This window comes from Halobacillus sp. ABH2_015 (assembly GCF_056158945.1).
In genome coordinates, this window is record NZ_JBSWUG010000002.1 from 3,031,994 (window position 1) to 3,057,487 (window position 25,494).

Genomic DNA, 25,494 nt, shown 5'->3' on the forward strand with positions numbered 1-25,494 from the left:
CTTTTTCTTATTAAAGCGTTTTCTTGTGTATGCGGAAACAACTTCAGTAAGATTTCCAAAAATACTGGGATAATGTTTCTAAAACAACCATGACCGGCGTCCGTCCCGTTATATTGTAGCCGTTTTTCGTTTTTTTCGGTGCATAACAATAGAGATTGATGGCCGCCATCGCCTGCAGCGGGTTCTTCGTAAAATGAGTCAAGGATATAATAGGAATCTTTTTTTCCACGGCTTTTTCGGCCGCCTCCAGGACAAGCGGCGTTTCTCCGGAAAGGCTGATTAAGAAAAGGACGCTCTGCTGATTGGCCTGGTCGAGACTGTGGAGGATTTCGTGCCGGTGAATGTGATGGCTCGTCGGCTTGCCGACCACCCGGAGGTTTCTGGCCATCATTTCGCAGAGGTCCGAAGAATCTCCAAGCCCGAAAAGAAGCACCTGTTTGGACTCCGCAAGCTGACGAGCCGCTTCCATCATCCGGTCCTGATCAAGGATTTCAAAGGTTTTCTGGATTAAAGAATAGGAATCGTCATCCGGGACTTCATACGGTTCTTCGAGTTCTACTTTCAGACTGTTCTTCATATGAGAGAATCCGTCGTAGCCGAGTTTTTTCGAAAGCCTTGTAATGGTATTGGGGACAGTATAGGCCTGTGAAGCAAGCAGTTGGATGGATCCGCCGGTCACATCTTCTTTATATTGAAGGATGTAGTCAATGATCTGGTCATCGGTATCATTCAGCTTATATTCATATTTATGAACACGTTCTTCAAATCTCATGTCAGTTCACCTCATTTTGTTGCATCTATTATAGCAGACATAAACCGTGTTTTTTTAATCATTCTATCGGAGGGATCCCCCATGAATATTTTAGTAGCCTTGGATTCTTTTAAAGGTAGCTTATCCTCAAGGGAAGCGAACGCAGCGGTCCAGAAAGGACTGATCAACGCATCCGATTCATTCAGCGTTGATACCATCCCTGTAGCAGATGGAGGTGAAGGCACTATGGATGCACTTGTATCTGCTCTAGGAGGAAAAGTCGTTTATAAAAACGTCTGCGGTCCTCTCAGACGTCCGGTCAAAGCAGCCTATGGAATCATCCACCAGGACACCACCGCTGTCATTGAGGTAGCGGAAGCGTGCGGACTTCCGCTTGTCAACGAAGAAGAAAGAAATGCCTTATCCGCTACCTCCTACGGCGTCGGAGAGCTCATGGTCGAAGCTCTTGAAAAGGGCTGCCGGGAAATGATCGTCGGGCTTGGAGGAAGCGCAGTGACAGACGGAGGCACCGGGATGCTCCGGTCCCTCGGTTTTCAATTTCTGGACGCGGATGGCCGGAGTATCGGTGATGGGGGCCGTCATTTATCACGACTGGCTCACATCGATACGACTCATGTCCATCCCCGGCTGAAGGATGTTGTCATTCACACGATGTGCGATGTCTCCAATCCACTTTATGGACCGAACGGGGCCGCTCACATTTTTGCTCCGCAGAAAGGGGCATCCCCCGAGGAAGTCTCTCTCCTTGATGAAGGGCTGAAGCATTTCGCTGACATTGTACAAAAACAGCTGGGGCTGGATCTTCAGGACACCGCAGGAAGTGGTGCGGCGGGTGGACTTGGAGCCGCCTTCTCAGGATTTCTCCAGTCTTCCCTGCAGTCTGGTGTCCAGTTCATTCTCGATGAGATAAAGATGGATGAGCGCATAGCCGGAGCCGATCTCATCATTACCGGAGAAGGAAAACTTGATGCCCAGAGTTCAATGGGAAAAGCTCCATCCGGCATAGCGGAACGTGCTAAACAGCAGGGCAGAGCCGTCATCGCTCTTGCCGGGGACATTACAGGTGTTGAAAAAGGACTTCATGGTGCAGGAATCGATGCCTGCTTTTCGATCATGAGAGGACCTTCCTCCTTACAGGACGCTTTGAATCCGGACACAGCCCGGGACAATCTGGCGGAGACAGCTGAACAGATCGGCCGGCTCCTGACCGTTAAAACAGGTGTATGGACTTGAGGGGACGGATAGAAAAAGAGGAATGGATCTTCATCCATTCCTCTTTTCCATTTCCTGATACGATTCCCTGTGGGAAAGGACCTTCTCCATGTTCTCCGTTCCCCACTCCCGCATCATGACGACGATCGGCTTCAAGGAGAAACCAAACTCCGTCAAGGAATATTCTACTTTCGGAGGAACAACTGGATACACTTCTCTGTGCACAATCCCGTCTGCCTCCAGCTCTCTCAACTGCAGCGTCAGCATCCGCTGGGTAATGCCGCTGTTCAGCCTTTTGAGCTCATTGAACCGCTTCGTTCCATCCAGCAGATGAAAAATGATGACACTTTTCCATTTCCCGCCGATGACGTGGACCGTTCCTTCTACGGGACAGGAATATTGGTTCAAGAAAGGTTTCCCAACCGTCTGATCTTTTTTTTCTGCACTCATAGAGGCCCCTCCCCTGTTCTATAGGAAACATTTCAATTGTAATCACTTTTTATATACTGTCACTATACCATAAGTTCATGTGTGAAGAGGAGCAGAAGTCTTTCCCAGCAGGTATCCTTTTTGATACTTTCCCACAAAAATGTGCGTACTTCAAAAAATATAAAGAATCCTTTACGATCAAAATAGGAACTCTAACACCGAAAGCTATGGATGTTGAGAAAGGATGTGGGAGTGATGAGTAAAATGAAAGCTGTTGGATTATATAAACATCTGCCTGTCGACCATGAGGAAAGCCTGATCGACTTGGAACTGGACAAACCGAAAGCCGAAGGTCGTGATTTACTCGTACGCGTGGAAGCCGTCGGAGTCAACCCTGTCGACTACAAAGTAAGAGCGAATGGTGACACGGAAACAGAAGCCAAGGTCCTCGGATGGGACGTTGCCGGCGTTGTCGTGGAAACCGGAGCTGAAACCAGCCTCTTCAAAAAAGGCGACCACGTCTACTATGCCGGAGATATTACCCGGCAAGGCGGGAACAGTGAATTCCACCTCATAGACGAACGCATTGTCGGAAAGAAACCGGCTTCCTTATCCTTTGCAGAAAGCGCCGCTCTTCCATTAACAACGATTACAGCCTACGAAGCCCTGTTTCATCGTTTAAAAGTCAGTCATCATCCAGAAGATAATAAAGGGAAGTCTATTCTGATTATCGGTGCATCCGGTGGTGTCGGATCCATTGCCACCCAGCTGGCGAAGCGGGCCGGGCTTACGGTTGTCGGCACAGCCTCACGTCCGGAAACAGAGGAATGGGCGAAGAAGCGGGGAGCTGATTTCACAATCAATCACTATCACGACTTTTCTTCTCAGCTGAAGGAAATCCAAATCGAAACGGTGGACTTTATTTTCTGCCTGAATGCAACAGAGCAGCACTGGAGTAACATGGCAGAATCCATCGCTCCTCAAGGGAAAATCTGTTCCATCGTAGAGATGCCGGAACCCGTTGATTTAACCATGCTGCAGAGTAAAAGTGCAACATTTGTATGGGAGTTGATGTTTACACGTCCGATGTATCAAACCGATGATATGATCAAACAGCATGAACTCCTCAATGAGATTTCCGGTCTTATTGATGAAGGGAACATACAGACGACGTTGAATGAAACCCTTTCTCCCATCCATGCCGCAAACATGAAAAAAGCTCATGAGAAGCTTGAATCCGGGAAAGCCATCGGAAAAATTGTTGTGGAATCTTTTGAATCTTAAAACCTCCGCCCCTATGGGCGGAGGTTTTTTACTGGATACCTTCGCCGGCTGAAACAGGCGTTCTGGAAAACCTCGTTTCCGCTTATATCGGAGAGGGAATCCTCCTGGTCCTTCCTATTTATGTTTACATCCATTGAAAATCTTTTGAATCTCTCCTCGCATTCACAGTCATTGGTGTGATTGTTCAACTTACGATGATTGGTTGGCGTGCGTTTGAAAAAAGTTCAATGCATGTTCATTCACTCTCTCTATTATGTTCCTATATGAAAATTGGATGTTTATGCTCTAAAGGGAGGGGTATACCTTTTAAGGAAATCCCCCTTTTATCCCTATGCGGATACATATCACCACTATCTGCACACCAGTCTCCCGTGGACGTACGTTCACGGGAGTTTCATTATCACCCTTAACGCTCGTCTATCCGCGCGTTTTATTTATTATTTTTATATAATTTATAGGAAAATCCTGCATAGGAAGCGGATCCAAAGGGTATTTCATATTGTACAAACCCAACCTACAAACAGGAGATGACCATATATGAGTGAACATCAGCGATCGCTTGGGATTGTCACACCGCCTGGTTATCCCAAGGAGCTCAGTAAAACAATCAGCGAACAGCTTCCAGACATGCTCAAATATTACGTGAAAGACGACTGTGAATGGCAGGTCGAAGCCTTAATCGATCCTTTGACCGGCGTCACGGAAGACCCGGAGGAAGTATTTGAAGCCGGATTAAAAAAGAAAGAAGAAGAAGACTGGGATTATATCGTCTGTCTGACCGATCTTCCTTTCTTTCATGATCGGAAGCCGATTATGGCTGAAGCATCAACCAATGACAAAATTGCCATCATTACCCTCCCCGGGCTCGGATCCACACCTCTATTAAAACGTGTCCGGCAGTCGATTCTGCAGCTCGTCAATGAAATGTACTATGGAAGCGGTGAAGAAGACAGAGAAAAGGCGCAGGAGAGGCTGCAGTCAAAAGAAGATGGCGAACATAAAAATTTAAAGAAAAAAGGCTCCCGACGGCTTGTGGAAAAACGTGGAATAGACCGATTCTCCCCCATTAAACGGGTGACACCGGATGAAGAGGATACGTATATGGACGTGCGGTTCATCGTCCAGTCCCGAATCAGTGGTGCGTTAAGAGTATTGACCGGGATGGTGCGGGCCAACCGCCCATGGGCGATTTTCCCCGCCTTTATGAAGGTCATCATCTTCGCCTTTGCCACCGGTTCCTACGCCCTTGTGTTCCCGACGTTATGGCGGTTGAGCAATAATTACAGTTCGTGGCGGATGCTTCTGCTTACCATTCTGTCCATTTCGTTAATGGTCGGCTGGATCATTCTTGCTCACAATTTATGGGAAAAGCAACGGAAAGACCGGGCCCCCTATCTCCGGAAACTGTACAATATGACCACGCTGCTTACGCTTGGGGTAACCGTTGTCATCTATTACTTCATCCTCTTTGTAATGTTTTCGGTTGCCGTTGTCGTCTTCATCCCAATGGGGCTGTTGGAGTCGGAAGTTTCCGGCGCTGTCGGTTACGATAATTATTTCTACATCGCCTGGACGGCTACCAGCATATCCATCATTATCGGCGCGCTCGGCTCAGCCCTTGAAAATGAAGAAGTCGTGCTGTCCTCCACCTATGGCTACCGCCAGCAGCAGCGCTATAAAGATGCGGATACAGATCAGGAAACGGAAACAGCCAGGAAACAAGAAACAAAGAAACAGAGAGAGAAAAAGGATAAGCAGGAAGTTTCGCCGGAAAAAAAACGTCCTTCCAGGGAGGATCAGGAAAAAGCGGCGCAGTAAAAGTCGGTGATATCCAGTTCAAGGGACTTCCGCTCCTGACGGCAAGAAAAAAACCGTTCTAGTTAACTAGAACGGTTTCTTTAGTGCTGGAGGGCGTGCAGCTTGGCAAAGAGGCCGGCTTCCCGCCCGAGAAGCTCTTCATGACTTCCTTCTTCAGCCACTCCCTCTTCCGTAATCACGAGAATACGGTCGGCTTTTTTTATCGTCCCGAGACGGTGGGCGATGATCAAGGTCGTCCGATCTTTGGAAAGCTCGGTGAGCGCCTTTTGGATCTGGGTTTCAGTTTCAGTATCCAGCGCGGATGTTGCCTCATCCAAAATGAGAATGGAAGGGTTTTTCAAGAACATCCGTGCGATGGCAAGCCGCTGCTTCTGACCGCCGGACAGCTTCAATCCCCGCTCTCCAATCTGCGTATCATATCCATCGGCCAGGTTTTCAATCATCTCTTTCAGATGGGCCTTCTCCACAGCGTCTTCAATTTCTTCCTGGCTGGCATCCAGTCGTCCGTACGCAATGTTTTCCCTTATCGTTCCGGCGAACAAAAAGACATCCTGCTGGACAATGCCGATCTGGGAACGGAGGGATTCTTTCGTCATGTCACGAACATCGATGCCGTCAATGATAACCGCGCCACCCTTGACGTCATAAAAACGAGGAATCAACGAGCAGATCGTCGATTTCCCAGCTCCGGAAGGTCCGACAAAAGCAATCGTCTCGCCGGGCTTTACGGACAAGCTCAAGTCCTTCAGAATCTCCCGGTTTTCGTCATAGCCAAACGTGACCTTCTGGAAACGGATGTCACCGTGCAGGTGAGGAACGTCGACGGCTCCCCTCCGGTTTTGGATATCAGGAATGGTATCCATCAACTGGGTAAACCGCTTGAAGCCGGCCATCCCTTTGGGATACAACTCCAGCAGCGCACTGATTTTTTCGATCGGTTTAAATAAAATATTCAAATACAAAATGAATGCCACAAGCTCTCCGTAGCTTAAAGCACCGGAAAAACTGAGCCAGGCGCCGTACACGAGAATGGTGATGGTCATCAGTCTCGTTGTCAGATAAATGCCCGTCAAATTCAGACTCATCACCTTGTAGGCGGTCAGCTTCGCTTTTCGGAACATTTGGTTGTTCGTGTTGAAGCGTTTGATTTCATACGCTTCATTTGTAAATGACTGCACGACACGGGCCCCGGATACACTATCTTCGACCCGTGCATTCACTTCTGCAATATTGCCGAACATTTTCGTCCAGGCTGCATTCATTTTGATGTTGGAAAAATAGATGAGCCAGATGAGGAATGGGACGATAATGATGGCGACAAGCGCAAGCTTCACATTGATGGTCAGCATGATCCAGAAAGCACCGACAAAGGTCATGATGGCTATAAAAAAGTCCTCTGGACCATGATGGGCAAGTTCCCCGATGTCCATGAGATCGTTGGTGATCCGGCTCATAATATTTCCGGTCTTCGTATTATCAAAGAAACCGAAGGACTGCCGCTGCACGTGCAGAAACAAATCTCTGCGAAGATCTGTCTCGATATTGATTCCAAGCTTATGCCCCCAGTAGTTGACGACAAACTGCATACTTGAACTCAGCATATATAAAAGCAGCAGCCCGGTACTGACCGCCACAATCGTTCCCCAGTTCCCCTCGGGAAGCAGATCATCAATAAACCAGGAAACAGCGATCGGAAACCCAAGTTCAAGCAGTCCAACAAAAACCGCACAGAAAAAATCGATGAAAAACAGTTTTCTATGCGGACGATAATAACTGAAAAAGCGTTTCAGCATCTTCCTCCACTCCATCCTGACGACGCTGCTGCAGCGTTTTTAATCGAGTAAAAAAACCGCACGCTCAAGCGGCGGTTTCATCTTCTTTATTCTTCCTGTACCGCTGGATTCCCTTGGTAATCAAACGGAAAATCATGTAGAGGCTGCAAAAGAAAAAGAAGCCGAGCACACTGACGAGTGCGTCCGCAAATTCCATGTTGCCACGGCCTGTGATCTTCTGCTGGATTTCCACCGCAAAAACGAAGACAAGCACCATAGCAAATGTGAAAAGAAAGGAAATAACCGTAATACTCCATTTTGCAAGAGCATGAAACAGAACATCTATAAAAATAAGACCGATGATTCCCAGAATTCCAATTACCCAGAAATGCAGATCCTTATCTGAGAGTTCCCATCCCATCATTCTGGAAAATTTTGCGATGACGTCATGCCATAGGTTGACGACTTCTGCTAACAAGAGAATGATTTCTTTCATGGCATATGTTTCTCCTATCCTGTAAAAATCAATGGTTCAGTTCTTTCTCACTATATCACACCCGCTGTTTTCCAGTAAGTCCCTTTTGATTCCAGTATTGCTTCCTCCGCGGTTCCGCTATAAAATCCATTATAAGACCATTGATCAAAGGAAGTAGAAAGGGATGACACGATGAAACAGACACGATTCAATCGATTTTTCAACCGCCTTTCCCCCTTTCAGATCATCGTTTTCTTCTACTTTTCCGCCTCCCTCATCGCTACATTGCTGATCAGTCTTCCTTTTCTTCATAAAAAAGGCGTTAACGTAAGCTTGATCGACAGCTTATTTACTGCCGTCAGCGCTGTGAGTGTGACAGGACTGGGAGTCGTTTCCACACCGGATACTTTCAACACAGCGGGGTACGTTGCGCTGATGTTTATCCTCCAGTTCGGAGGCATCGGCGTTATGACGCTCGGCACATTCATCTGGATTCTGCTCGGTCAGAAAATCGGATTAAAGCGCCGCGAATTGATCAAAACCGATCAAAACCGTTCCACATTCTCCGGAATGGTCCGGCTGATCCGACAGATCCTCCTGATCATCCTGCTTATTGAAGGAGTTGGGGCCGTCGTTCTCGGTATCTATTATATCCGTTATTTCCCCAGCTGGGAGGAAGCTTTCATCCAAGGGGCCTTCGCTTCCGTGAGTGCCACGACAAATGCCGGGTTCGATATAACCGGGTCTTCCCTCGTCATGTTCCAGGACGACTATTTTGTCCAGGTCGTCACAATGCTGCTGCTGACTCTCGGAGCCATCGGTTTTCCTGTTTTGATTGAAATCAAAGATTATGTAACCAATCGGAGGAAAGAATTGTTTCACTTTTCCTTGTTTACGAAATTGACATCTGTCACGTTCGGACACCTCGTTCTTGCTGGTACTCTGCTTATCTATTGGTTTGACCGAAATCACTTCTTTGCAGGGAAAAGCTGGCACGAGTCTCTCTTTTATGCTTTGTTCCAATCCGTCACGACACGGAACGGGGGACTGGCAACGATGGATGTGGCTGATTTTTCCACGCCGACTTTGTTGGTGATCTGTCTGTTGATGTTCATCGGAGCTTCTCCAAGCAGTGTAGGTGGAGGGATCCGGACGACGACCTTTGCCATTATGGTGCTGACCATCTTTTCCTTTGCCCGTGGGAAAAATCATGTACGTGTGTTCCGCAGGGAAATTCACGAGGACGATGTTTTCCGCTCTTTTATCGTGATTACAACCGCCATCGCCATTACAGGTGCGGCGATTGTGCTTTTGAATTATTACGAACCGCAGTTTACTTTGATGGAAGTGATTTTTGAAGCCTGCTCGGCCTTTGGGACTACCGGCTTGTCCATGGGCATCACCCCGGAGCTTGGCACAGCCGGCAAGCTGATCATCATCGGATTGATGTTCATCGGACGTATCGGCATCTTCTCCTTCCTGTTCATTCTAAGACGCCGGAACATTCAAGATGTATACCGCTATCCAAAAGAACAAATGATTATTGGTTAACAAACAAAGACCAGGGCTCCACGCAGCGTCCGCATTTCAGCAGAAGTGAGACGGGCTGAGCGACTCTTTTAACCCCTGTCTCCCTCCTCCACTCATTCCCGCAAACTGACTGCGGGAGGGGACTTCCCTATTTCAGTATGTAAACATTTGAGGGTTCTCCGTCTTATATATATCCTCCTTGTTTCCAACTCGTCATTTGGCAGGTCGCGAGAAGCCCTCGGTCGGAAGGTGACCATTTCCCTGAACTATGGACAGATCAAAAACAGGACCGGGGCAGGTCCTGCTTATTCATGATCCTCTTTTATTGATACATGTACCGCATCATGACGTGCGCGGCGAGGCGGCTTGTCATATCCCGGAAATCCTTGGATGGATCGACCTCGACAATATCCATGGCGGTAACGATAGGATCCTTGGAAGCCGCCTGTACACTCATCAGCAGTTCCCGTGACGTCAATCCACCAGGGCCGATGGCAGGACATCCGGGAGCATCGGCCTGATCCACGGCATCCATATCGACAGATAAATAGATCATATCCACCTGCTGCTTCAATCGCTGAATCTCTTTTTTCACGATCGATACAATGCCCTTCGCCACTACATCTGCCATCGTGTAGACAGCCACCCCATGGCGTGCACAATAGTCCGCATAGGCTTCAGCATTGGAATAGTCCCGGATGCCGATCTGGACCAAATCCTCTCCCCTTACAATGCCGGATTCGAGCAGGCTGCGAAAGGGGGTGCCGTTCGTCCGTCCGCCGTCCTCTGTGTTCCTTACGTCATGATGGGCGTCCCATTGAAGCACGCCGACACGGCCCCACCGCTCATGAAAAGCAGTGATAGAAGGAAAACTGACCCCGTGATCTCCTCCGAGGAGGATGTAACGGGTACAGGCTTCTTCCTCAAGCATTTCCTTCACACTCTTCTTCAATAAATCGTTCGTTTTTTCCGTATCTGTCGGATGGACGGGAGCGTCTCCGAAGTCGAGCATCGTCACATCCATATAGTCCTGTTCTTTTTCATGGGAATACGTCGTATAAAATCCCAGAGCCCGGCGGATGCTCTGCGGGGCTTCCGATGCCTGGGAGGCAGAGATGGATGATTTCGAGTAAGGCAGACCGAGCAGGCCGATATCTCCGGATTTTCCTTTTTCATACCACTGCTTCGTTTCCTCCACTTTCGTCGTGAACCTGTCTTTGAACCCCCGTACCGGACCGGGATTAAGGTGTTGGAAAGACATCCGCCTCCCTCCTTTCCCAGATTAACCGCCCCCGCTTCCATACCGAATGGGCATGATTCACACCGTAATGATAAGGAAGGTACTTGTAATTCGGAATGTCCCAGAAGACAAGGTCGGCCTGCCCGCCCACCGTAATTCTTCCAGCCACTTTCTCCATGCCGATCGCATGGGCCGCATTGACCGTCACAGCGTTCCAGATTTCTTCCGGCGTCATTTTCATTTTCAAAGCGGCCAGCGCCATGATCATCTGCAGATTATGGGTAACACAGCTGCCCGGGTTGAAATCCGTCGCCAGGGCTACGGCCGCCCCTTCCTGTATCATCCTTCCTGCATCCGCATAGGTGTCTTTGCCTAAATAAAAGGTTGTACCCGGAAGAAGGACCGCAATCGTGTCAGAGGCTGCCAGTCGTTTGATGCCTTCGGATGATGCCGCCACCAGGTGGTCGGCCGATACCGCACCGTATTGAACAGCCAGCTCTGTGCCGCCCAGCGGGTCGATTTCATCCGCATGGATTTTCACCTGGAACCCGTGGCTCAGCGAAGCCTCCATGAACCGGGCTCCCTGTTCGGTCGTAAACACCCCCGTCTCACAGAATATATCCGTAAAAACCGCCGATGTTTTTTGTTTAATGACCGGAAGCAGGTCCATCATCTGGTCAAGAAAAGCGTCTTCCCGCCCTTTATACTCAGGAGGTATGGCATGAGGGCCGAGAAAGGTGGCTGCGATATCAAGCAGCCCCTCGTCGTTCAGCCGGTCAATGACAGCCAGCTGCTTCAACTCTGTTTCCTCATCCAATCCGTAGCCGCTTTTCGCTTCCAGCGAAGTCACTCCATAAGCCGCCATACCGCTGGCAAACCTACGAGCTTTTCTATACAAGGAACTTTCATCCGCCTGCCGCGTTGCACGTACCGTCGAAAGGATGCCTCCACCACTTTTCAAAATATCCAGATACGTTGCACCTGCTTGTTTAAGCGCCAGTTCTTCTTCTCTTGATCCTCCAAAAACGAGATGGGTGTGTGGGTCCACCAACCCCGGTGATACGACTCTGCCTTCAGCATTGAAACGCTGACGGGCCTGCCGTGCACGGGCCTCTTCCGAAGAACCGATCCAGACGACTTTCTCTCCCTTTATGGCGATAGCGGCCTGATGACGGACAGGCAGCTCCTTCATCGCCTTCCCCTTCAAGGGTCCTGCGCTTGGAAGGAGGAGGGTACCAATGTTTTCAATGATTTGATCATCCATCATGCTTATCCCTCCCCAGCATCGGAATATCCAGATTGTGTCTTCGTGCTTCCTGCTCGGCCTTTTCATAGCCGGCGTCTGCATGGCGCAAGATGCCCATGCCGGGGTCCGTCGTCAATACCCGTTTCAGACGTTCCTCTGCGAGATCCGTCCCATCGGCCACAGCAACCATCCCAGCGTGAAGCGAATAGCCCATGCCGACCCCGCCGCCGTGATGGAAGGAAACCCACGAACCACCGGCGGCCGTGTTGATCAGCGCGTTCAATACCGCCCAGTCTCCGACAGCATCACTGCCGTCCTTCATCGCTTCTGTCTCACGGTTGGGAGAGGCTACCGAACCACAGTCCAGATGATCCCGGCCGATGACGACCGGTGCTTTTAATTCTCCCTTCCGTACCAGTTCATTGATGCCAAGCCCCATTTTCAACCGGTCCCCGTAACCGAGCCAGCAGATTCTTGAAGGAAGCCCCTGAAATTTGATTCTTTTCTGAGCCTTGTCAATCCAGCGGAGGAGCGGGGCCTGATCCGGGAATAGGTCGCGTACGAGCTGATCGGTGCGGTAAATATCTTCCGGATCCCCCGATAAGGCAGCCCAGCGGAACGGTCCTTTTCCTTCGCAGAATAACGGCCGGATATACGCGGGGACAAAGCCCGGGTAGTCAAAGGCTTCGGTGACGCCGGCATCATAAGCCACCTGGCGCAGGTTGTTGCCATAATCAAAAACAATGCTTCCATGCTTCTGAAACTCCAGCAAGATCCGGACGTGCTCCGCCATGGAATGGGAAGCCTTTTCCACATATAATTCCGGGTTCTGCTTTCTCAGTTTATCCGCTTCGTCCATGGAGAGATCTGTTGGCACGTACCCATTCAGCGGATCATGGGCGGATGTTTGGTCGGTCACAATATCAATCGGAAATCCTTGATCCATGATCTGTTTATGAATGTCTTCCGCATGGCCGAGGCAGGCGATGGACAACGCTTCCCCCTGATGCTTTGCCTCCTCTGCCCAATGAAGGGCTTCTTCGAGGCTTGATGCCCGTCTGTCACAGTAACCGGATGAGAGCCTTTTCGCTATGCGGTCCTGATCGACTTCAACAGCAATGACGACGCCGCCGTTCATCGTCACGGCCAGCGGCTGCGCGCCTCCCATTCCGCCAAGTCCTGCGGTCAAGGTGATGGTTCCCTTTAAGGAGCCATCAAAATGCTTCTCTGCCAAGGAAGCGAACGTTTCGTAAGTGCCCTGTAGAATTCCCTGTGAGCCGATATAGATCCAGCTCCCAGCCGTCATCTGCCCGTACATCATCAATCCTTTTTTGTCCAAGTCGTGAAAATGGGGCCAGTCCGCCCACTTCGGAACGAGAACAGAATTAGAAAGCAGCACACGCGGGGCAGCCGGGTGGGTACGGAAAACACCGACCGGTTTGCCGGATTGGATAAGGAGCGTCTCGTCATTTTCCAACCGTTTCAACACACGGACGATGGCATCAAACGCCTCCCAGTTCCTCGCTGCCTTCCCAATTCCACCGTAAACGACCAATTCCTCCGGCTTTTCGGCCACCGCCGGATCAAGATTGTTGGAGAGCATACGCAGGACAGCTTCCTGCTCCCACCCCTTACATTCAAGCGTCTGTCCAGTTGCAGCTTTTATGTTACGGCTTGTCGACATAAGCATCTCCTCCTTCGTGAATCGACCGCCACTCTTCCCAGTCAAACGAATCACTTTTCATCCATGCCGTCATTTTTTCAATATCTGTAGAAAGAATTCTGTCCTCCGTCAGCGGTGCAACCACGGTCCGGGCTTTCTCCCACAGCTTCCGGATCCGTGGAGATGCCCGGTCAATGCCGCGCCATTCGAGTGCCTGCAGACCGCAGATCAGTTCGATGGCGGCGACTTTCTCCACATTCTCAAGAATAAGAGCGGCATGGCGGGCCGCTGTCGTTCCCATGCTGACGTGATCTTCCTGGTTGGCCGAGGAGGGGATGGAATCCACACTGGCTGGATGAGCGAGCGTTTTATTTTCTGAGACAAGAGAGGCTGCCGCATACTGAACAATCATGAACCCCGACTGCAGTCCTGGATCTGGACTTAAAAAGGCGGGAAGATCATTCAACTGCGGGTTGACGAGCCTTTCAATTCTCCGCTCGGAAATCGAAGCCAGTTCACTGAGCGCAATTTTCAAAAAATCCATCGCCAGGGCAATCGGCTGTCCATGAAAATTCCCTCCGGATACTACGACGCTCCCGCCTTCAAGAAGGAGCGGATTATCTGTAGCTGCGTTCATTTCGATGGTCAGCTTTTCTTTCACGTAGTGAAGCGCCTGCCAGGTCGCTCCATGAACCTGTGGGATACACCGTAACGAATAAGCGTCCTGTACCCGCTTTTCGCCTTGGTAGGTCATCAGCTGACTTCCATCTGTCAGGTGCCGGATACGCTCGGCGACAGCCTCCTGCTCCGGATAGCCCCGTGCAGCATGAATACTCGGATGAAAGGCATCACGGACCCCTTCCAGCGCCTGCAGCGTTACGGCCGCAGTCCAGTCACACTGTACGGCTAATTTTCTCGCCCGAAGCCAGGCTGTGACGCCGACAGCCGTCATGGCCTGGGTCCCGTTGATCAACGCCAGCCCTTCCTTCGCTTTTAATGACAGCGGTGGAATCGATAACTCGGTATAAACAACCGCCGCCGCACGTGGTCTGCCGCGAATAAACACTTCACCTTCACCCATGATCACCAGCGCTAAATGGGCGAGAGGGGCGAGATCCCCCGACGCGCCAAGAGATCCCTGCGAAGGAATAACGGGATGAATCCCCTCATTAATCAACAACTGCAGCCGTTGAACTACGACCTCCCGGACACCTGAGAACCCTTTCAAAAGCGTATTCAGCCTGAGTACAAGCATTGCCCGGCTGATCACTTCAGGAAAGGGCTCTCCCACCCCGCAGGCATGCGACCGGATTAAATGCCGCTGCAGCGTATCGACGTCTTCAGCGGCAATCCTGACGTCACTCAGCTTGCCAAATCCAGTATTGATTCCGTAAACCGTATGTCCGTCCGCTACAATCTTCTCAACCGTCTCTCTTCCCACACGTACACGGATCAGACTGCCCTGGGCCACACGAACCTGCTCGTTGTGTACACAGATCCTCTCCATTTCCTCCAGCGTCAAATGATCTCCGTCCAATTCGACCATGGCCATCCCCCTTTCAGACTTCTCCCATCGTTCAGGTGGATCGGCTTAAAAAAAGGCGGCAATGGCACGAAATCCCTACCATTGCCGCCTTCTCATATCTAATGACTACAGGCCACCTATTCTTTTATATATGATTGATTCCAAGTCCACATGTCTCATGCTCCAAACCTTTTACAGGAGCGCCGATCGTCCCGTAAAACGCAACGGCCAGCCATTCCCCTTCTCCAGGATGGTCATAAGGGCGGCCGCGGACGACTGAAAAGCGGAGCCCTACTGTGCGCATCATCGTGCCTACGCCGATCTGCCCCCGGGTGACACCGTGCAGCGCTTCGAGAATCGCATGATACAACGCATGGGTTTCCCTGTAGACATGTTCCTTGATGATGCCGTTGCGCTTCGCCGCCGTTTCTACAGCAGCGATGATTTTCTGAACATCCATGGAACCGGCTTTTCCCTGACAGTAACGGACATGATTGAAACTGTCGGCAAACACAGACCGTTCTTCTTCTGTCAAAGAGGCGGCCAGGACAGCCAGTTTACCAATCTTAATCTGTTGCGGCACACTAAATCACCGCCTTTCTTCAATCTCCGTCTATTCACTAGTCACTGCATAAATTGTAACCGTTTTCTTATAAAGATACAATCCTAATCCAGGAAGTCGCTTTCGATTTCCTGGATCATTTTTTATGTATGGTCGGCCTGTGAGTGTCTCCGCTTCTGCACAAACACATAGATCAGTTCGGTTAGGAAAGCGGCGGCGATTCCCGACCAGAATAATATCTGAGCGGAAAACAGAGATCCGGAAGCAAAGGTTTCGTAAGAGAAGTTGATGAACAGAACAATCAGGTACGTATAAAAACCGACATAAATGCCTTTGTTCCATCCTTTTTTCTCCTGAGCTGTCATGGAACGGAAGAAAATCGGCTTACCCATTTCCTTTCTCTTCTTTCGTAAGACTCATCGTTATGGTCTTCTTCTGAAAACCGAGCGATTCATAAAGTTTAGATGCGTCATTCCCCGCATAGACGCTCAAGCGGATTTCCCGGTACTGCTGCTGAAGACGGCTGATCCCTTCTTCCATAAGAGCCCGGCCGACATCCCGGCCTCTGAATTCCGGAAGAACAAACAACTCATAGATGAACCCGAACTTCTCTCCGGAAAACGTATCGCTTTTCTCTCCCGACAGCAGCCAGCCAAGCAGCTGTCCCTGATCGTTCTCTGCGATGATGTACGTTCCCCCTTCATCAAGAACCGGCCGGACGAAAGTTTTCGCCTGCTCCTGCCCCACCTTGACCGTACGCATGGTCCCTTCATAAATCATTTGGTGCGTGTGTGAAAGGACCCGGTCATATTCGGAGCTTTCCAGTTTCCTAATCTTCATGCTATCCCTCCGCTTTATGGTTTGATATGAACCCTTGTATTACTTCCTCCATTTTACCTTACAGAAAAAAAAAGAAAACCCGGATGGCGTCATCCGGGTCAGTCCTCTGTATTTAGTTTCCTGTACACCCGGTAAAAGGCGGAAAATGATAGAAACGCAATGATGGAACCTGTAAAAATCGGGATGATCAGCGGGAAAATATACAAGCTGACCATCAGCATAAACCCTGCACTTACCGCAACAGCCACAAACAGAACAGGACTTGTAATGGTAATCAGCAGCGCCTGCTTCATGACGTGCCGGGCTTTCATATCATAGTGAACCATCACAGAAAAACAGTTGATGGTATACACGAATAAGAGAATGCCGAGAACAAGGAAAACGTTCATCAGAAGCTGGTTCACAGCAGAGAAATAGTACAGATCCGCCACAAGCAGTCCCCATAAAACCGTAAGGAACGTTCCAACCGCCGCACTGGTTTTATAGTTTTCCTTATAATAGCTCCAATAAGAACGCCGGGATGCTTTCTCTTCATCTTTACGGACCCACTCGCGTGCCTGGGCAAACAACGCAGTCGTTGCCGGAAAAAAAACGACGGGAAGCAGAATCACCAGTGGTGGAAGCAGATACCATAGATCCTGCAACCCCGAGCTGTACAGCAAACTCAGCAGCAGCAGTCCAACGGGAAGGTTGAAGAATGTCCAGGACAGATTGGCCAGGGCCAGCCGGCTGATCCATTCACTTACGGCATATAGTCCTCCTCTTACTCCTGATGTCTGTTCCATCGTTTTTTCCCCTTTCCAGCGGCTTTATTTGTCCATGTCAGCCAGCCGTCAGGCCCACCACATGTCCGTTGCCGGTTCCTCTATCATCACATCTTTTAAGTTCTTCACCGCAGCTTGGAACCCTTCCTGAATGGACATGATCGGATCTTCGTGTTCAATACTCACCACATGGTCATATCCGAACGTCCTTAGAGCACTGATGATATCAGACCATTCTTTCGTCCCATGGCCGTATCCGACAGAACGGAAGCTCCATGCTCTTGTTTGCACGGCTGCGTAATTCTGCATATCCGTCAGGCCATACATGTTCACGTTTTCCTGATCGATGTACGTATCTTTGGCGTGGAAGTGGTGAATCGCCTGTTCACGACCCAGAATCTTTATCGCTGCGACCGGGTCGATGCCCTGCCACCACAAATGACTCGGATCCAGGTTTGCACCAATGGCTTCTCCTGCAGCTTCGCGGAGCTTCAGCATCGTGTATGGCGTGTGGACGAGAAAACCGGCATGCAGTTCCAGGCCGATTTTCACGCCATGCTCCTCAGCGAGCCGAGCCTGCTCTTTCCAGTATGGAATCAGCTTCTTCTCCCACTGCCATTCAAGAATATCAGAATATTCCGGCGGCCACGGAGTCACCGGCCAGTTCGGAGCGGTGTCATTTTCGTGTCCTCCCGGTGTTCCGGAAAACGTATTGACGACAGGTACGTCCATCAGGCCTGCCAGTTTGACGGTTTTAACAAAGGTGTCATGACATTCCTCTGCAAACGCTTTGTCAGGAGAAATGGGGTTGCCGTGACAGCTGAAGGCACTGATCGTCAAACCTCTGTCATGGACTTTTTGAAGGTATTCTTTACGCTTGTCTTCACTTTCCAGCAGTTCATCCAGGTTGCAGTGAGCATCGCCTGGATAGCCTCCTGTCCCGATTTCAACGGCCTTCAAGCCGGATTCTTTCGCATGATCGAGCATGTCTTCAAACGATTTATCAGAAAAAAGGACGGTAAATACCCCTAGTTTCATTCAGCATCCTCCGCTCTATGGTTTAGTTTAACACTTGTTCCGGTTTGACTGCTTTCATAAATGGCTTCCATCAGCCTGGTGACTTTCAGTGCCTGCTCCGGTTTTACGACAAGCTCTGCCCGGCCGAGACACGCATCAATAAAATTCTCCGCTTGAAGAACCCCGACTTCCGGCTCTCCTTCACGGATTTTCGCTGAGCTGTCAAACAAGGCACCGTATTTCGCCTGGTATAATTCAAACGGATAGACACTCAAGCCGCCTTCCGTGCCTGAAATGGTCAAGGTTGTATGGTCTTCCTTAATGTTCGCTGCCCATGAACACTCAAACTGGAGCGACTCGCCATTTTCAAACGTGATATAGCTTGTTACATGATCATCTACGTTAAAGGTTTCATGATCAAAGCTGCCCCAGTCATTGACAAGTCCCGGTGTCCTGCTCAGCCGGTCATAAGTCCGGCCCGTCACTTCAACCGGTTCCGGATCATCCAGAAGCCAGAGAGCAAGATCAAGGAGATGACAGCCGAAGTCGATCAGACTTCCTCCACCCTGGAGGTCCTTATTTGTGAATACACCCCAGCCGGGAACTTTACGGCGGCGCATAGCCTGGACTCTCGTCACGAAGGCCTCCCCGATTTCATTGTTCAACAAAACTTTCTTCGCCAGCTGCGCCTCTGGAGTAAACCGGTAGTGGTAGGCAACGTCAAGGATGCAGTTATTCCGCTCTGCCGCCTCGATCATCGCCTCTCCCTCTGCCGTTGTCATGGCCATCGGTTTCTCACAGAGCACATGGACCCCGGCTTCCAGAGCTGCAACCGCAATCTCTGCATGGAACTTGTTCGGCGTACAGATCGTTACAGCATCCACTTCCTGGAACATATCTTTATAATAAGAAAAGACGTAGGGGATATCGAACGTCTCCGCTGCCTCTTCCGCCCGGTCACGGTTCACATCCTGAACGGCGGTTAATTCTACTTTTCCGCTTAATTCAAGGAAAGAGGGAATATGCCTCCCCTGGGCAATTCCCCCCGCTCCAATGATTCCCATTTTCAACCGAGTCATTGAAGAGCACGCTCGATACGACTGATTTCCTTCGTTTCCCCTGAACGGACCGCAGCAAGGATCAGTTCAAGTGATTTCAGACCTTCTTCCCCAGTAATGAGTGGTTCCGTGTCATTGAGGATGCTGTCGACAAAATGATCAATCACCTGCGTATTCGTCTGACCGCCTTCGTCATTCGACTGGATTTTCCCAAGCTGATAATTCACGATGTCCCCGTTCGTATACTGGGCAATCAGGGAGTACACAGGATCGTCCTCCAGACGCAGCGTTCCCTTCTCTCCATATATGACTGTGCTGTTATCCTCGTGGGTATTGTAAGCCCAGCTTGCTGTCATTGTTCCGACGATGCCGTTTTCTGAGCGGAGGATACAGACCGCATTATCGTCCACCGTGATATCTTTTTTCGCATTGTTCTCGACAAAGCCGGCCGCTTCGACAAATTCCTGTCCGAGGATGTAGCGGAGCAGATCGGCTTTATGTACACCTAAATCCCCCATGGCACCGATGAAAGCCTGATCTTTCTTAAAGAACCAGCTGTCTTCCCCTTCGGCACTCCAGCCTTCCGGACCGCCGTGCCCGAAAGTCGTACGAAAGCTGTACACTTTTCCGATGCTGCCGGACTCAATCAGCTCCCTGGCTTTCTGATGGGACGGCACAAAACGCTGGTTGTGGGCAATCATCAATTTCTTTCCATTCTTTTCTGCCGCAGCGATCATGTCCTCCGCTTCCTCTCTTGAAGTAGCCATCGGCTTTTCACAGAGCACGTGCGCTCCCTTGTTCAAAGCGGCGATGGACACAGGAGCGTGCAGGTAGTTCGGCAGGCAGACGCTCACCGCATCTATATCTTCTTTTTCTAAAAGATCTTCATAATCCGTATAGATTGTAGCTCCATACAGCTGCCCTACTTTCCGGGCCCGTTCCTCAGCGATATCACAAACCGCCTTGATTTCCACATGTTCATTCGCTTCATATTCCAGCAAGTGACGGTTCTGGGCGATGCTTCCGCATCCGATTACAGCAACTTTCAGCATTGTCATCGTTACAGCTCCTTTATGATTTACTCGTAATGTTTTCTAAAGGCTGGGCATTTCCATAAACCGGCTTCGGCGTGTCTGCGTTACGGACGTAGTTCACACCGTTGCGGATGACTTTTTGTATTTCTTTGTTGTAATAGGTTGGATACGTTTCATGACCTGGACGGAAATAGAAAATCTTTCCGCGTCCGCGTTTGAACGTGGCACCACTGCGGAACACTTCGCCGCCTTCAAACCAGCTGAGGAAGACCAGCTCATCCGGCGCAGGAATATCAAAATGCTCTCCGTACATCTCTTCTTTTTCCAGTTCGATGTATTCCCCGATCCCTTCAGCGATCGGGTGGGTGGGATCAACGACCCATAGACGTTCTTTCTCATCGGCTTCCCGCCATTTCAGATCACAGGAAGTCCCCATCAATTTCTTAAACGGTTTGGAAAAATGGCCGGAATGAAGAACGACAAGTCCCATCCCGTCAAGGACACGCTGCTTCACCTTCTCAGCAATCTCATCCTGGACTTCGTCGTGGGCTTTATGGCCCCACCAGACGAGGACATCTGTTTCGGCAAGGACTTCATCTGTCAATCCATGCTCCTCTTCATCGAGGGTGGCTGTTTTCACCTGGGCATGATCTTCGCCCAGAAATTCTGCAATTGCGCCGTGAATGCCGTCGGGATAAACATCAGCAACGACCTGGTTTTCTTTTTCATGTCGATATTCGTTCCATACTAGTACATTCATTCTTTCCATCTCCTTTTCCTTTATCTCTGTTTGATTTTTCTATGGATCATGCTTTTTTCTGTCTGCTACGCTCCGGCCTGCAGGACGACTCCCGTTCCACGATTCTTGTAGGGATGATCATGCTTTTCTTGACCATATCCGGACGTTTGAGCAGGTCGATCAAGCTGGAGGCTGACTCATGTCCAAGCTGGATCGCCTGCGTATCCACCGTCGTCAGCGGGGGATCAGCGAGTCTTGACACCACCGTATTGTTAAAGGCGGCGATACTCATCTGTTCCGGAATAGACACTCCTCTGCGGGACAAGGACCGCATAACTGTGAGCGCATTGTATTCGTCAGTGAAGATTAAAGCTGTCGGTATCTTTTCAAGGACCAGGAGCTGTTCAGCAACCTGATCGGGATCCTGTTTGTCTGATGGATCATTTTTCAGCCATTTTTCATCAACCGGCAGCCCCTGATCCTTCATGGCGGCGCGATATCCTTCCAACCGGTCGCGGGCGACTTCAAATTGGGAGTTGCCTCCGACATATCCGATTCTTTCGTGACCAAGTCCAATCAAGTACCGGGTCATTTCCTTACTGGCCTCTACATTATCGTTGTCTACATACATCGTCTCTCCCGGTCGATCGACAGGCTTTCCAAGCACAACAAAAGGAAAGCTGGATTCTCTTAAAAAAGGAACGACTTGATCGTCTTCCCTGGAGTAAAGCACGAGCACACCGTCCACACGTTTTCCCTGGACCATCTTGACGACTTCCTGAAAAATCGCTTCCTCTGTATTCCCTGTTGTCAGGTACATGCTGTAGTCCCGTTCATGGCAGGCATCACTGATTCCCCGTAACAATTCGGAGAAAAACGGATTTTCGAAAAAGTGATCAGAAGAAACTTTCGTTACGATGCCGATGGTCTGCGTGGACTGGCTGACAAGGACACGGCCGTTGTAGTTCAGGTGATAGCCAAGCTCATCCATGACTTTCCGGACTTTCCGCTTCGTTTTTTCACTGATTCTCGGACTATCCGAGATGACACGGGAGACGGTAGATGGCGCGACGCCGGCCTTTTTGGCCACATCCTTGATTGTTACGGACACGTTCATCTACCTCCCTTCTTCGTTTATTTAACAGCACCCTCTGATACACCATTGATGATCTGCTTCTGTGCGAAGAAGTATCCGATGATGACCGGCAGGATGGCAATGGTAAGTCCAGCCAGCGCCAGGTGCCACTGTTTCGTATATTGCCCGAAGAAATAGAACATTTTCAACGGTATGGTTGCGTTGGATTCGTTAAGAACAAGGGATGGAAGCAGGTAGTCGTTCCAGATCCAGATGACGTTCAATATAGCTACCGTAACGGAAATCGGTTTAAGCAGCGGGAAAATGATGTACCAGAATGTCTGGAAGCGGTTCGCTCCATCGATGATAGCCGCTTCATCCAGGGATTTCGATACTCCTGTCATCGCTCCGTGATAAAGGAAGATGGAAAGACTGCAGCCGAATCCGAGATACATGAAAATCAATCCGCCGGCATTCAGCATGTCAGCCTGTCCAAAGATCGATACAAGCGGAATCATGACCGACTGGAACGGAATAAGCATCGCGGCCACAAAGATGAAGAAAATCACACTGCTCAGCTTACTTTTATTTCTCGCCAGCGCATAACCGGCCATGGATGAAAACAGGATGATGATCGCAATACTGAACCCTGTAATCATGAGCGAGTTGAAAAGAGACTTCAGGAATTCAAGATCAACAAACGCTTCGACGAAGTTTTCAAAAACCGGTTCACTCGGAAATCCGAGTACCCCGCTGAAAATGTCCCGCTTCGTTTTGAACGCATTGACAATCATCAGGTAAAATGGCGAGATCCAGATCAATCCAAGCAGAAGGCCGAGGATTTCTATCGATAATAAATTTCTTCTCTCTTTGTTCTTCTTCATTACATCTCAACCTCCCGCTTCTTGTTGTAATACACCTGAGTCAATGCAATCACAGCAACGATCAGGAAGAAAATAACCGCTTTTGCCTGGGCATAGGCCATATCGTTGTCAGAGAACGCTGTACGTACGATTTCCATCGCTACCATCTGCGTGGAGTTGAATGGTCCACCGTTGGTCAGGGACAAGTTCTGGTCGTAGATCTTGAAAGCCATGGACAATGTAAGGAACATACTAACCGTAAACGCTGGTGCGACCAGGGGGAACGTAATATTTTTGAAGCGTTGGAAACTGCTTGCTCCATCAATTTTCGCCGCTTCAATCAGTTCTTTCGGAATGTTTTCAAGGTAAGCAATGTAGATGATCATGATGTAACCAGCCATCTGCCACGCTGTCAGAATGACAAGACCCCAGAAGCCGGTATCTGTGGTGGACAACCAGCCTTCAAAACCTTCGATTCCTGTAATTCCGGCAATATCACCGAACACACTGATGAAAATGAACTGCCAGATAAACCCGAGGATCAATCCACCGATCAAGTTCGGCATAAAGAAGACGGTCCGCAGAAGACTGCTTGATTTAATATTCCGTGTCACAAGCAGGGCCAGGCCCAGTCCCATCACATTAAGCAGGACGACCGTAATGAGGGCAAATTTCACAGTGAACCATATGGAATCCACAAATTCACTTTCCTGAAACAGGTTGATGTAGTTCTCAAACCCGATAAAAGCTGTAGCCGTAATTCCATTCCAGTCTGTAAATGAATAGAAAAGACCATAGAAGAATGGGATGACGACGACAATCCCCAAACCAAGAATAACCGGTGTCAAAAACAGCCAGAATGATAAGCTGCGGTTCTGCATGTACAACTCCTCCAATACATGATGCGGTAGATGCCGCTGGTTATGGTATCGATTTCATAAAAGAATAGGATCAAAACATCCCATCTATTAACATACTTACTTCAGCAAATATCCTAATAGAGGAGAGTTTTATAGTTCCGGCAGCGGCATGGCCGCCGCCGGTCACCAACATCCATTTACTGACGGGCTTTCTCCCAGGCTTCTGTTGCTCTCTGCTCCACTTCTTCCCAAGTGATATCGCCGGCAATGTATTCCTGCATCGCTACACCCATCGCGTCTTCTGTCCAGCCTGTAGGAGCGCCGAGGAAGACCCATCCAAGTGTATTGCCTTCACTTGCGTACTCGTAGATCTGCTGGGAAATTGGATCGGCAATTTCAAGATCCTCGTACCCTTCGTAAGCAGGAATGAATTTGAACTCTTCCGTTACGAATTTCTTACCTTCTTCAGATGTGTACATCCAATCAAGGAAGTCTTTACTTGCTTGAACCACTTCATCTTCAGACTCTTTGTTCACAACCCAGTAGTTTGGCACACCGACAGGGATGCTGCCTTCATAACCTTCCACCGGAATAGGCAGGATGCCTACGTTGTTTTGAGCGAATTCTTCATCCATGGATTCAACGGTATTGTATACCCAGTTCCCCTGCTGGATCATAGCTACTTTTCCAAGGGAGAAGTTTTCTTCCACCTGCTGGGAATAATCAAGGCTCAAAACAGGCTGGACGGAATAATCTTTCTGGAGATCGGTGAAACGTTTCATCTGATCACCCATTTGGAATTCGACTGTATCGGCTTCATAGGCTTCCGTCACACTGTGATTGAACTCATCCGCCAAGTATGCGTTGGAAAGGTGGTTCCCAAGTACCCACTTCTCTTTTGCTGCGAAGGCGATCGGTGCTTCGATGCCAAGCTCATCCTTCTTGGAATCAAGGGTTTCCAAAGCTTCTTCAAAGGCATCAAAGGTTGTAATTTCTTCCGCGTTGATTCCGGCTTCTTCAAAAACTTCCTTGTTATAAAGCATGCCGTAGCCTTCCTGGTTGAATGGAAGTCCCAGAACCTGATCATCGCGGGATACGCCTGTCAGGGTTCCTTCCAATGCAGCTCCAGCGGCTTCTGTATCAGATAAGTCAGCAAGGTACTGCTCGTATTCATCTACATCTGTTGGTCCGCCTACGTTAAAGATGTCAGGCTCTTCCCCGGAGGAGAAGGATGTTTTCAAGGAAGCTCCGTAATCATTTCCTCCACCCACTGTTTTTACGTTGATATTTACATCAGGGTTTTCTTCTTCATACATGGAAACAAGCTCTTCAAATTGATCCTTGAATTCTACTTTGAACTGGAAAATATCTACAGTTGTCTGATCGCCGGATGCACTATCAGAGGAGCCTGAATCTCCGCTGCTGTCAGAACCGAAGGAACAGCCTGCAAGAGCAACAGTTGAAGCGAGTACAGCAGTAGCAAAACCCGAATAAAGTTTGTTCTTTTTCATTACATCCACCCCTATTTTCTATTAATCATTGAATCCGCTTTCATATCACATGAAAAAAAGAGAACCATTCCGGCGGTGTTGTGCAACGAATCGTGCATACGTTTGCACAAATGATATTAAAAAAAGCTCGCCGGCTTGTCCATTGAATATAAAGAAGAGTGCTTGATATTCATGTGAATACGTTTGCATAAAATTCAATGACCAC

24 protein-coding genes are annotated in these 25,494 nt (G+C 49.4%); 4 read left to right on the forward strand and 20 right to left on the reverse strand.

Annotated features, from left to right (window positions below; genetic code table 11):
- Positions 1-43 precede the first annotated feature (43 nt).
- On the reverse strand, positions 44-772 hold the full coding sequence (locus ACXAD6_RS15805; RefSeq protein WP_474969703.1) for a MurR/RpiR family transcriptional regulator: 729 nt from the start codon (positions 770-772) through the stop codon (positions 44-46).
- Positions 773-853: 81 nt separating this feature from the next.
- Between ACXAD6_RS15805 and ACXAD6_RS15810 the strand changes: the two genes are divergently transcribed.
- Positions 854-2,005 carry a glycerate kinase family protein gene (locus ACXAD6_RS15810; RefSeq protein WP_474969704.1) on the forward strand — a complete coding sequence of 384 codons (1,152 nt, stop codon included), beginning with the start codon at positions 854-856 and terminating at the stop codon, positions 2,003-2,005.
- A 30-nt stretch (positions 2,006-2,035) separates the two neighbouring features.
- On the opposite strand, the gene ACXAD6_RS15815 is transcribed toward ACXAD6_RS15810, so the two are convergent.
- A complete protein-coding gene (locus ACXAD6_RS15815; RefSeq protein WP_474969705.1) occupies positions 2,036-2,434 on the reverse strand; it encodes a winged helix-turn-helix transcriptional regulator in 399 nt (132 codons plus the stop codon).
- 234 nt (positions 2,435-2,668) lie between these two features.
- Here ACXAD6_RS15815 and ACXAD6_RS15820 point away from each other — a divergent pair, with 234 nt between their 5' ends.
- On the forward strand, positions 2,669-3,697 hold the full coding sequence (locus tag ACXAD6_RS15820) for a zinc-binding alcohol dehydrogenase family protein (protein WP_474969707.1): 1,029 nt from the start codon (positions 2,669-2,671) through the stop codon (positions 3,695-3,697).
- Positions 3,698-4,234: 537 nt separating this feature from the next.
- The gene (locus tag ACXAD6_RS15825) at positions 4,235-5,515 is read left to right on the forward strand and encodes a hypothetical protein (RefSeq protein WP_474969708.1); all 1,281 of its coding nucleotides are present in this window, start codon (positions 4,235-4,237) and stop codon (positions 5,513-5,515) included.
- 80 nt (positions 5,516-5,595) lie between these two features.
- Here ACXAD6_RS15825 and ACXAD6_RS15830 read toward each other — a convergent pair whose 3' ends face one another.
- Positions 5,596-7,308: an ABC transporter ATP-binding protein gene (locus ACXAD6_RS15830; RefSeq protein ID WP_474969709.1), complete on the reverse strand. Its 1,713-nt coding sequence runs from the start codon at positions 7,306-7,308 to the stop codon at positions 5,596-5,598.
- Positions 7,309-7,372: 64 nt separating this feature from the next.
- Positions 7,373-7,783, reverse strand: a complete 411-nt coding sequence (locus ACXAD6_RS15835; RefSeq protein ID WP_474969710.1) for a hypothetical protein — start codon at positions 7,781-7,783, stop codon at positions 7,373-7,375.
- A 171-nt stretch (positions 7,784-7,954) separates the two neighbouring features.
- Between ACXAD6_RS15835 and ACXAD6_RS15840 the strand changes: the two genes are divergently transcribed.
- Positions 7,955-9,313, forward strand: a complete 1,359-nt coding sequence (locus ACXAD6_RS15840; RefSeq protein ID WP_474969711.1) for a TrkH family potassium uptake protein — start codon at positions 7,955-7,957, stop codon at positions 9,311-9,313.
- A 301-nt stretch (positions 9,314-9,614) separates the two neighbouring features.
- On the opposite strand, the gene hutG is transcribed toward ACXAD6_RS15840, so the two are convergent.
- The 16 genes from hutG to ACXAD6_RS15920 all read right to left on the reverse strand — a co-directional run bounded on the left by hutG (position 9,615) and on the right by ACXAD6_RS15920 (position 25,289).
- Entirely contained in the window at positions 9,615-10,553 is a 939-nt protein-coding gene (gene hutG / locus ACXAD6_RS15845; RefSeq protein ID WP_474969712.1) for a formimidoylglutamase, read from the reverse strand.
- Positions 10,534-11,796, reverse strand: a complete 1,263-nt coding sequence (gene hutI / locus ACXAD6_RS15850; RefSeq protein WP_474970441.1) for an imidazolonepropionase — start codon at positions 11,794-11,796, stop codon at positions 10,534-10,536. Before hutI ends, hutG begins: the two co-directional genes overlap by 20 nt.
- Positions 11,789-13,462 (reverse strand): urocanate hydratase, encoded by a 1,674-nt coding sequence (gene hutU / locus ACXAD6_RS15855; protein WP_474969713.1) that lies wholly within the window; start codon positions 13,460-13,462, stop codon positions 11,789-11,791. The genes hutI and hutU overlap by 8 nt, the downstream gene beginning before the upstream one ends.
- Positions 13,446-14,987, reverse strand: coding sequence for a histidine ammonia-lyase (gene hutH, locus ACXAD6_RS15860; RefSeq protein WP_474969714.1), 1,542 nt, complete (start codon positions 14,985-14,987; stop codon positions 13,446-13,448). The genes hutU and hutH overlap by 17 nt, the downstream gene beginning before the upstream one ends.
- A 124-nt stretch (positions 14,988-15,111) precedes the next feature.
- Complete coding sequence (gene hutP / locus ACXAD6_RS15865; protein ID WP_474969715.1) at positions 15,112-15,549, reverse strand: hut operon transcriptional regulator HutP; 438 nt, start codon at positions 15,547-15,549, stop codon at positions 15,112-15,114.
- Positions 15,550-15,671: 122 nt separating this feature from the next.
- Positions 15,672-15,920: a hypothetical protein gene (locus ACXAD6_RS15870; protein WP_474969716.1), complete on the reverse strand. Its 249-nt coding sequence runs from the start codon at positions 15,918-15,920 to the stop codon at positions 15,672-15,674.
- Positions 15,913-16,368, reverse strand: coding sequence for an N-acetyltransferase family protein (locus ACXAD6_RS15875; protein WP_474969718.1), 456 nt, complete (start codon positions 16,366-16,368; stop codon positions 15,913-15,915). The genes ACXAD6_RS15870 and ACXAD6_RS15875 overlap by 8 nt, the downstream gene beginning before the upstream one ends.
- Before the next feature lie 98 nt (positions 16,369-16,466).
- Complete coding sequence (locus ACXAD6_RS15880) at positions 16,467-17,153, reverse strand: YesL family protein (protein ID WP_474969719.1); 687 nt, start codon at positions 17,151-17,153, stop codon at positions 16,467-16,469.
- A 48-nt stretch (positions 17,154-17,201) separates the two neighbouring features.
- Positions 17,202-18,170 (reverse strand): sugar phosphate isomerase/epimerase family protein, encoded by a 969-nt coding sequence (locus ACXAD6_RS15885; RefSeq protein WP_474969720.1) that lies wholly within the window; start codon positions 18,168-18,170, stop codon positions 17,202-17,204.
- Positions 18,167-19,228 carry a Gfo/Idh/MocA family protein gene (locus tag ACXAD6_RS15890; RefSeq protein WP_474969721.1) on the reverse strand — a complete coding sequence of 354 codons (1,062 nt, stop codon included), beginning with the start codon at positions 19,226-19,228 and terminating at the stop codon, positions 18,167-18,169. The genes ACXAD6_RS15885 and ACXAD6_RS15890 overlap by 4 nt, the downstream gene beginning before the upstream one ends.
- Positions 19,225-20,265, reverse strand: a complete 1,041-nt coding sequence (locus ACXAD6_RS15895; RefSeq protein WP_474969722.1) for a Gfo/Idh/MocA family protein — start codon at positions 20,263-20,265, stop codon at positions 19,225-19,227. The genes ACXAD6_RS15890 and ACXAD6_RS15895 overlap by 4 nt, the downstream gene beginning before the upstream one ends.
- A 13-nt stretch (positions 20,266-20,278) precedes the next feature.
- Complete coding sequence (locus tag ACXAD6_RS15900) at positions 20,279-21,001, reverse strand: ThuA domain-containing protein (protein WP_474969723.1); 723 nt, start codon at positions 20,999-21,001, stop codon at positions 20,279-20,281.
- A gap of 46 nt (positions 21,002-21,047) precedes the next feature.
- Positions 21,048-22,091, reverse strand: coding sequence for a LacI family DNA-binding transcriptional regulator (locus ACXAD6_RS15905; RefSeq protein WP_474970442.1), 1,044 nt, complete (start codon positions 22,089-22,091; stop codon positions 21,048-21,050).
- Between the two features lie 23 nt (positions 22,092-22,114).
- Entirely contained in the window at positions 22,115-22,939 is an 825-nt protein-coding gene (locus tag ACXAD6_RS15910) for a carbohydrate ABC transporter permease (protein ID WP_474969724.1), read from the reverse strand.
- On the reverse strand, positions 22,939-23,799 hold the full coding sequence (locus ACXAD6_RS15915; protein WP_474969725.1) for a carbohydrate ABC transporter permease: 861 nt from the start codon (positions 23,797-23,799) through the stop codon (positions 22,939-22,941). Before ACXAD6_RS15915 ends, ACXAD6_RS15910 begins: the two co-directional genes overlap by 1 nt.
- 176 nt (positions 23,800-23,975) lie before the next feature.
- Positions 23,976-25,289: an ABC transporter substrate-binding protein gene (locus ACXAD6_RS15920; protein ID WP_474969726.1), complete on the reverse strand. Its 1,314-nt coding sequence runs from the start codon at positions 25,287-25,289 to the stop codon at positions 23,976-23,978.
- Positions 25,290-25,494 lie beyond the last annotated feature (205 nt).

Excerpts from the sequence above, each read along its gene's own strand:
- ACXAD6_RS15805 (WP_474969703.1), bottom strand. The coding sequence starts at position 772 with ATGAGATTTGAAGAACGTGTTCATAAATATGAATATAAGCTGAATGAT.
- ACXAD6_RS15810 (WP_474969704.1), top strand. The coding sequence starts at position 854 with ATGAATATTTTAGTAGCCTTGGATTCTTTTAAAGGTAGCTTATCCTCA.
- ACXAD6_RS15815 (WP_474969705.1), bottom strand. The coding sequence starts at position 2,434 with ATGAGTGCAGAAAAAAAAGATCAGACGGTTGGGAAACCTTTCTTGAAC.
- ACXAD6_RS15820 (WP_474969707.1), top strand. The coding sequence starts at position 2,669 with ATGAGTAAAATGAAAGCTGTTGGATTATATAAACATCTGCCTGTCGAC.
- ACXAD6_RS15825 (WP_474969708.1), top strand. The coding sequence starts at position 4,235 with ATGAGTGAACATCAGCGATCGCTTGGGATTGTCACACCGCCTGGTTAT.
- ACXAD6_RS15830 (WP_474969709.1), bottom strand. The coding sequence starts at position 7,308 with ATGCTGAAACGCTTTTTCAGTTATTATCGTCCGCATAGAAAACTGTTT.
- ACXAD6_RS15835 (WP_474969710.1), bottom strand. The coding sequence starts at position 7,783 with ATGAAAGAAATCATTCTCTTGTTAGCAGAAGTCGTCAACCTATGGCAT.
- ACXAD6_RS15840 (WP_474969711.1), top strand. The coding sequence starts at position 7,955 with ATGAAACAGACACGATTCAATCGATTTTTCAACCGCCTTTCCCCCTTT.
- hutG (WP_474969712.1), bottom strand. The coding sequence starts at position 10,553 with ATGTCTTTCCAACACCTTAATCCCGGTCCGGTACGGGGGTTCAAAGAC.
- hutI (WP_474970441.1), bottom strand. The coding sequence starts at position 11,796 with ATGGATGATCAAATCATTGAAAACATTGGTACCCTCCTCCTTCCAAGC.
- hutU (WP_474969713.1), bottom strand. The coding sequence starts at position 13,462 with ATGTCGACAAGCCGTAACATAAAAGCTGCAACTGGACAGACGCTTGAA.
- hutH (WP_474969714.1), bottom strand. The coding sequence starts at position 14,987 with ATGGTCGAATTGGACGGAGATCATTTGACGCTGGAGGAAATGGAGAGG.
- ACXAD6_RS15870 (WP_474969716.1), bottom strand. The coding sequence starts at position 15,920 with ATGGGTAAGCCGATTTTCTTCCGTTCCATGACAGCTCAGGAGAAAAAA.
- ACXAD6_RS15875 (WP_474969718.1), bottom strand. The coding sequence starts at position 16,368 with ATGAAGATTAGGAAACTGGAAAGCTCCGAATATGACCGGGTCCTTTCA.
- ACXAD6_RS15880 (WP_474969719.1), bottom strand. The coding sequence starts at position 17,153 with ATGGAACAGACATCAGGAGTAAGAGGAGGACTATATGCCGTAAGTGAA.
- ACXAD6_RS15885 (WP_474969720.1), bottom strand. The coding sequence starts at position 18,170 with ATGAAACTAGGGGTATTTACCGTCCTTTTTTCTGATAAATCGTTTGAA.
- ACXAD6_RS15890 (WP_474969721.1), bottom strand. The coding sequence starts at position 19,228 with ATGACTCGGTTGAAAATGGGAATCATTGGAGCGGGGGGAATTGCCCAG.
- ACXAD6_RS15895 (WP_474969722.1), bottom strand. The coding sequence starts at position 20,265 with ATGACAATGCTGAAAGTTGCTGTAATCGGATGCGGAAGCATCGCCCAG.
- ACXAD6_RS15900 (WP_474969723.1), bottom strand. The coding sequence starts at position 21,001 with ATGAATGTACTAGTATGGAACGAATATCGACATGAAAAAGAAAACCAG.
- ACXAD6_RS15910 (WP_474969724.1), bottom strand. The coding sequence starts at position 22,939 with ATGAAGAAGAACAAAGAGAGAAGAAATTTATTATCGATAGAAATCCTC.
- ACXAD6_RS15915 (WP_474969725.1), bottom strand. The coding sequence starts at position 23,799 with ATGCAGAACCGCAGCTTATCATTCTGGCTGTTTTTGACACCGGTTATT.
- ACXAD6_RS15920 (WP_474969726.1), bottom strand. The coding sequence starts at position 25,289 with ATGAAAAAGAACAAACTTTATTCGGGTTTTGCTACTGCTGTACTCGCT.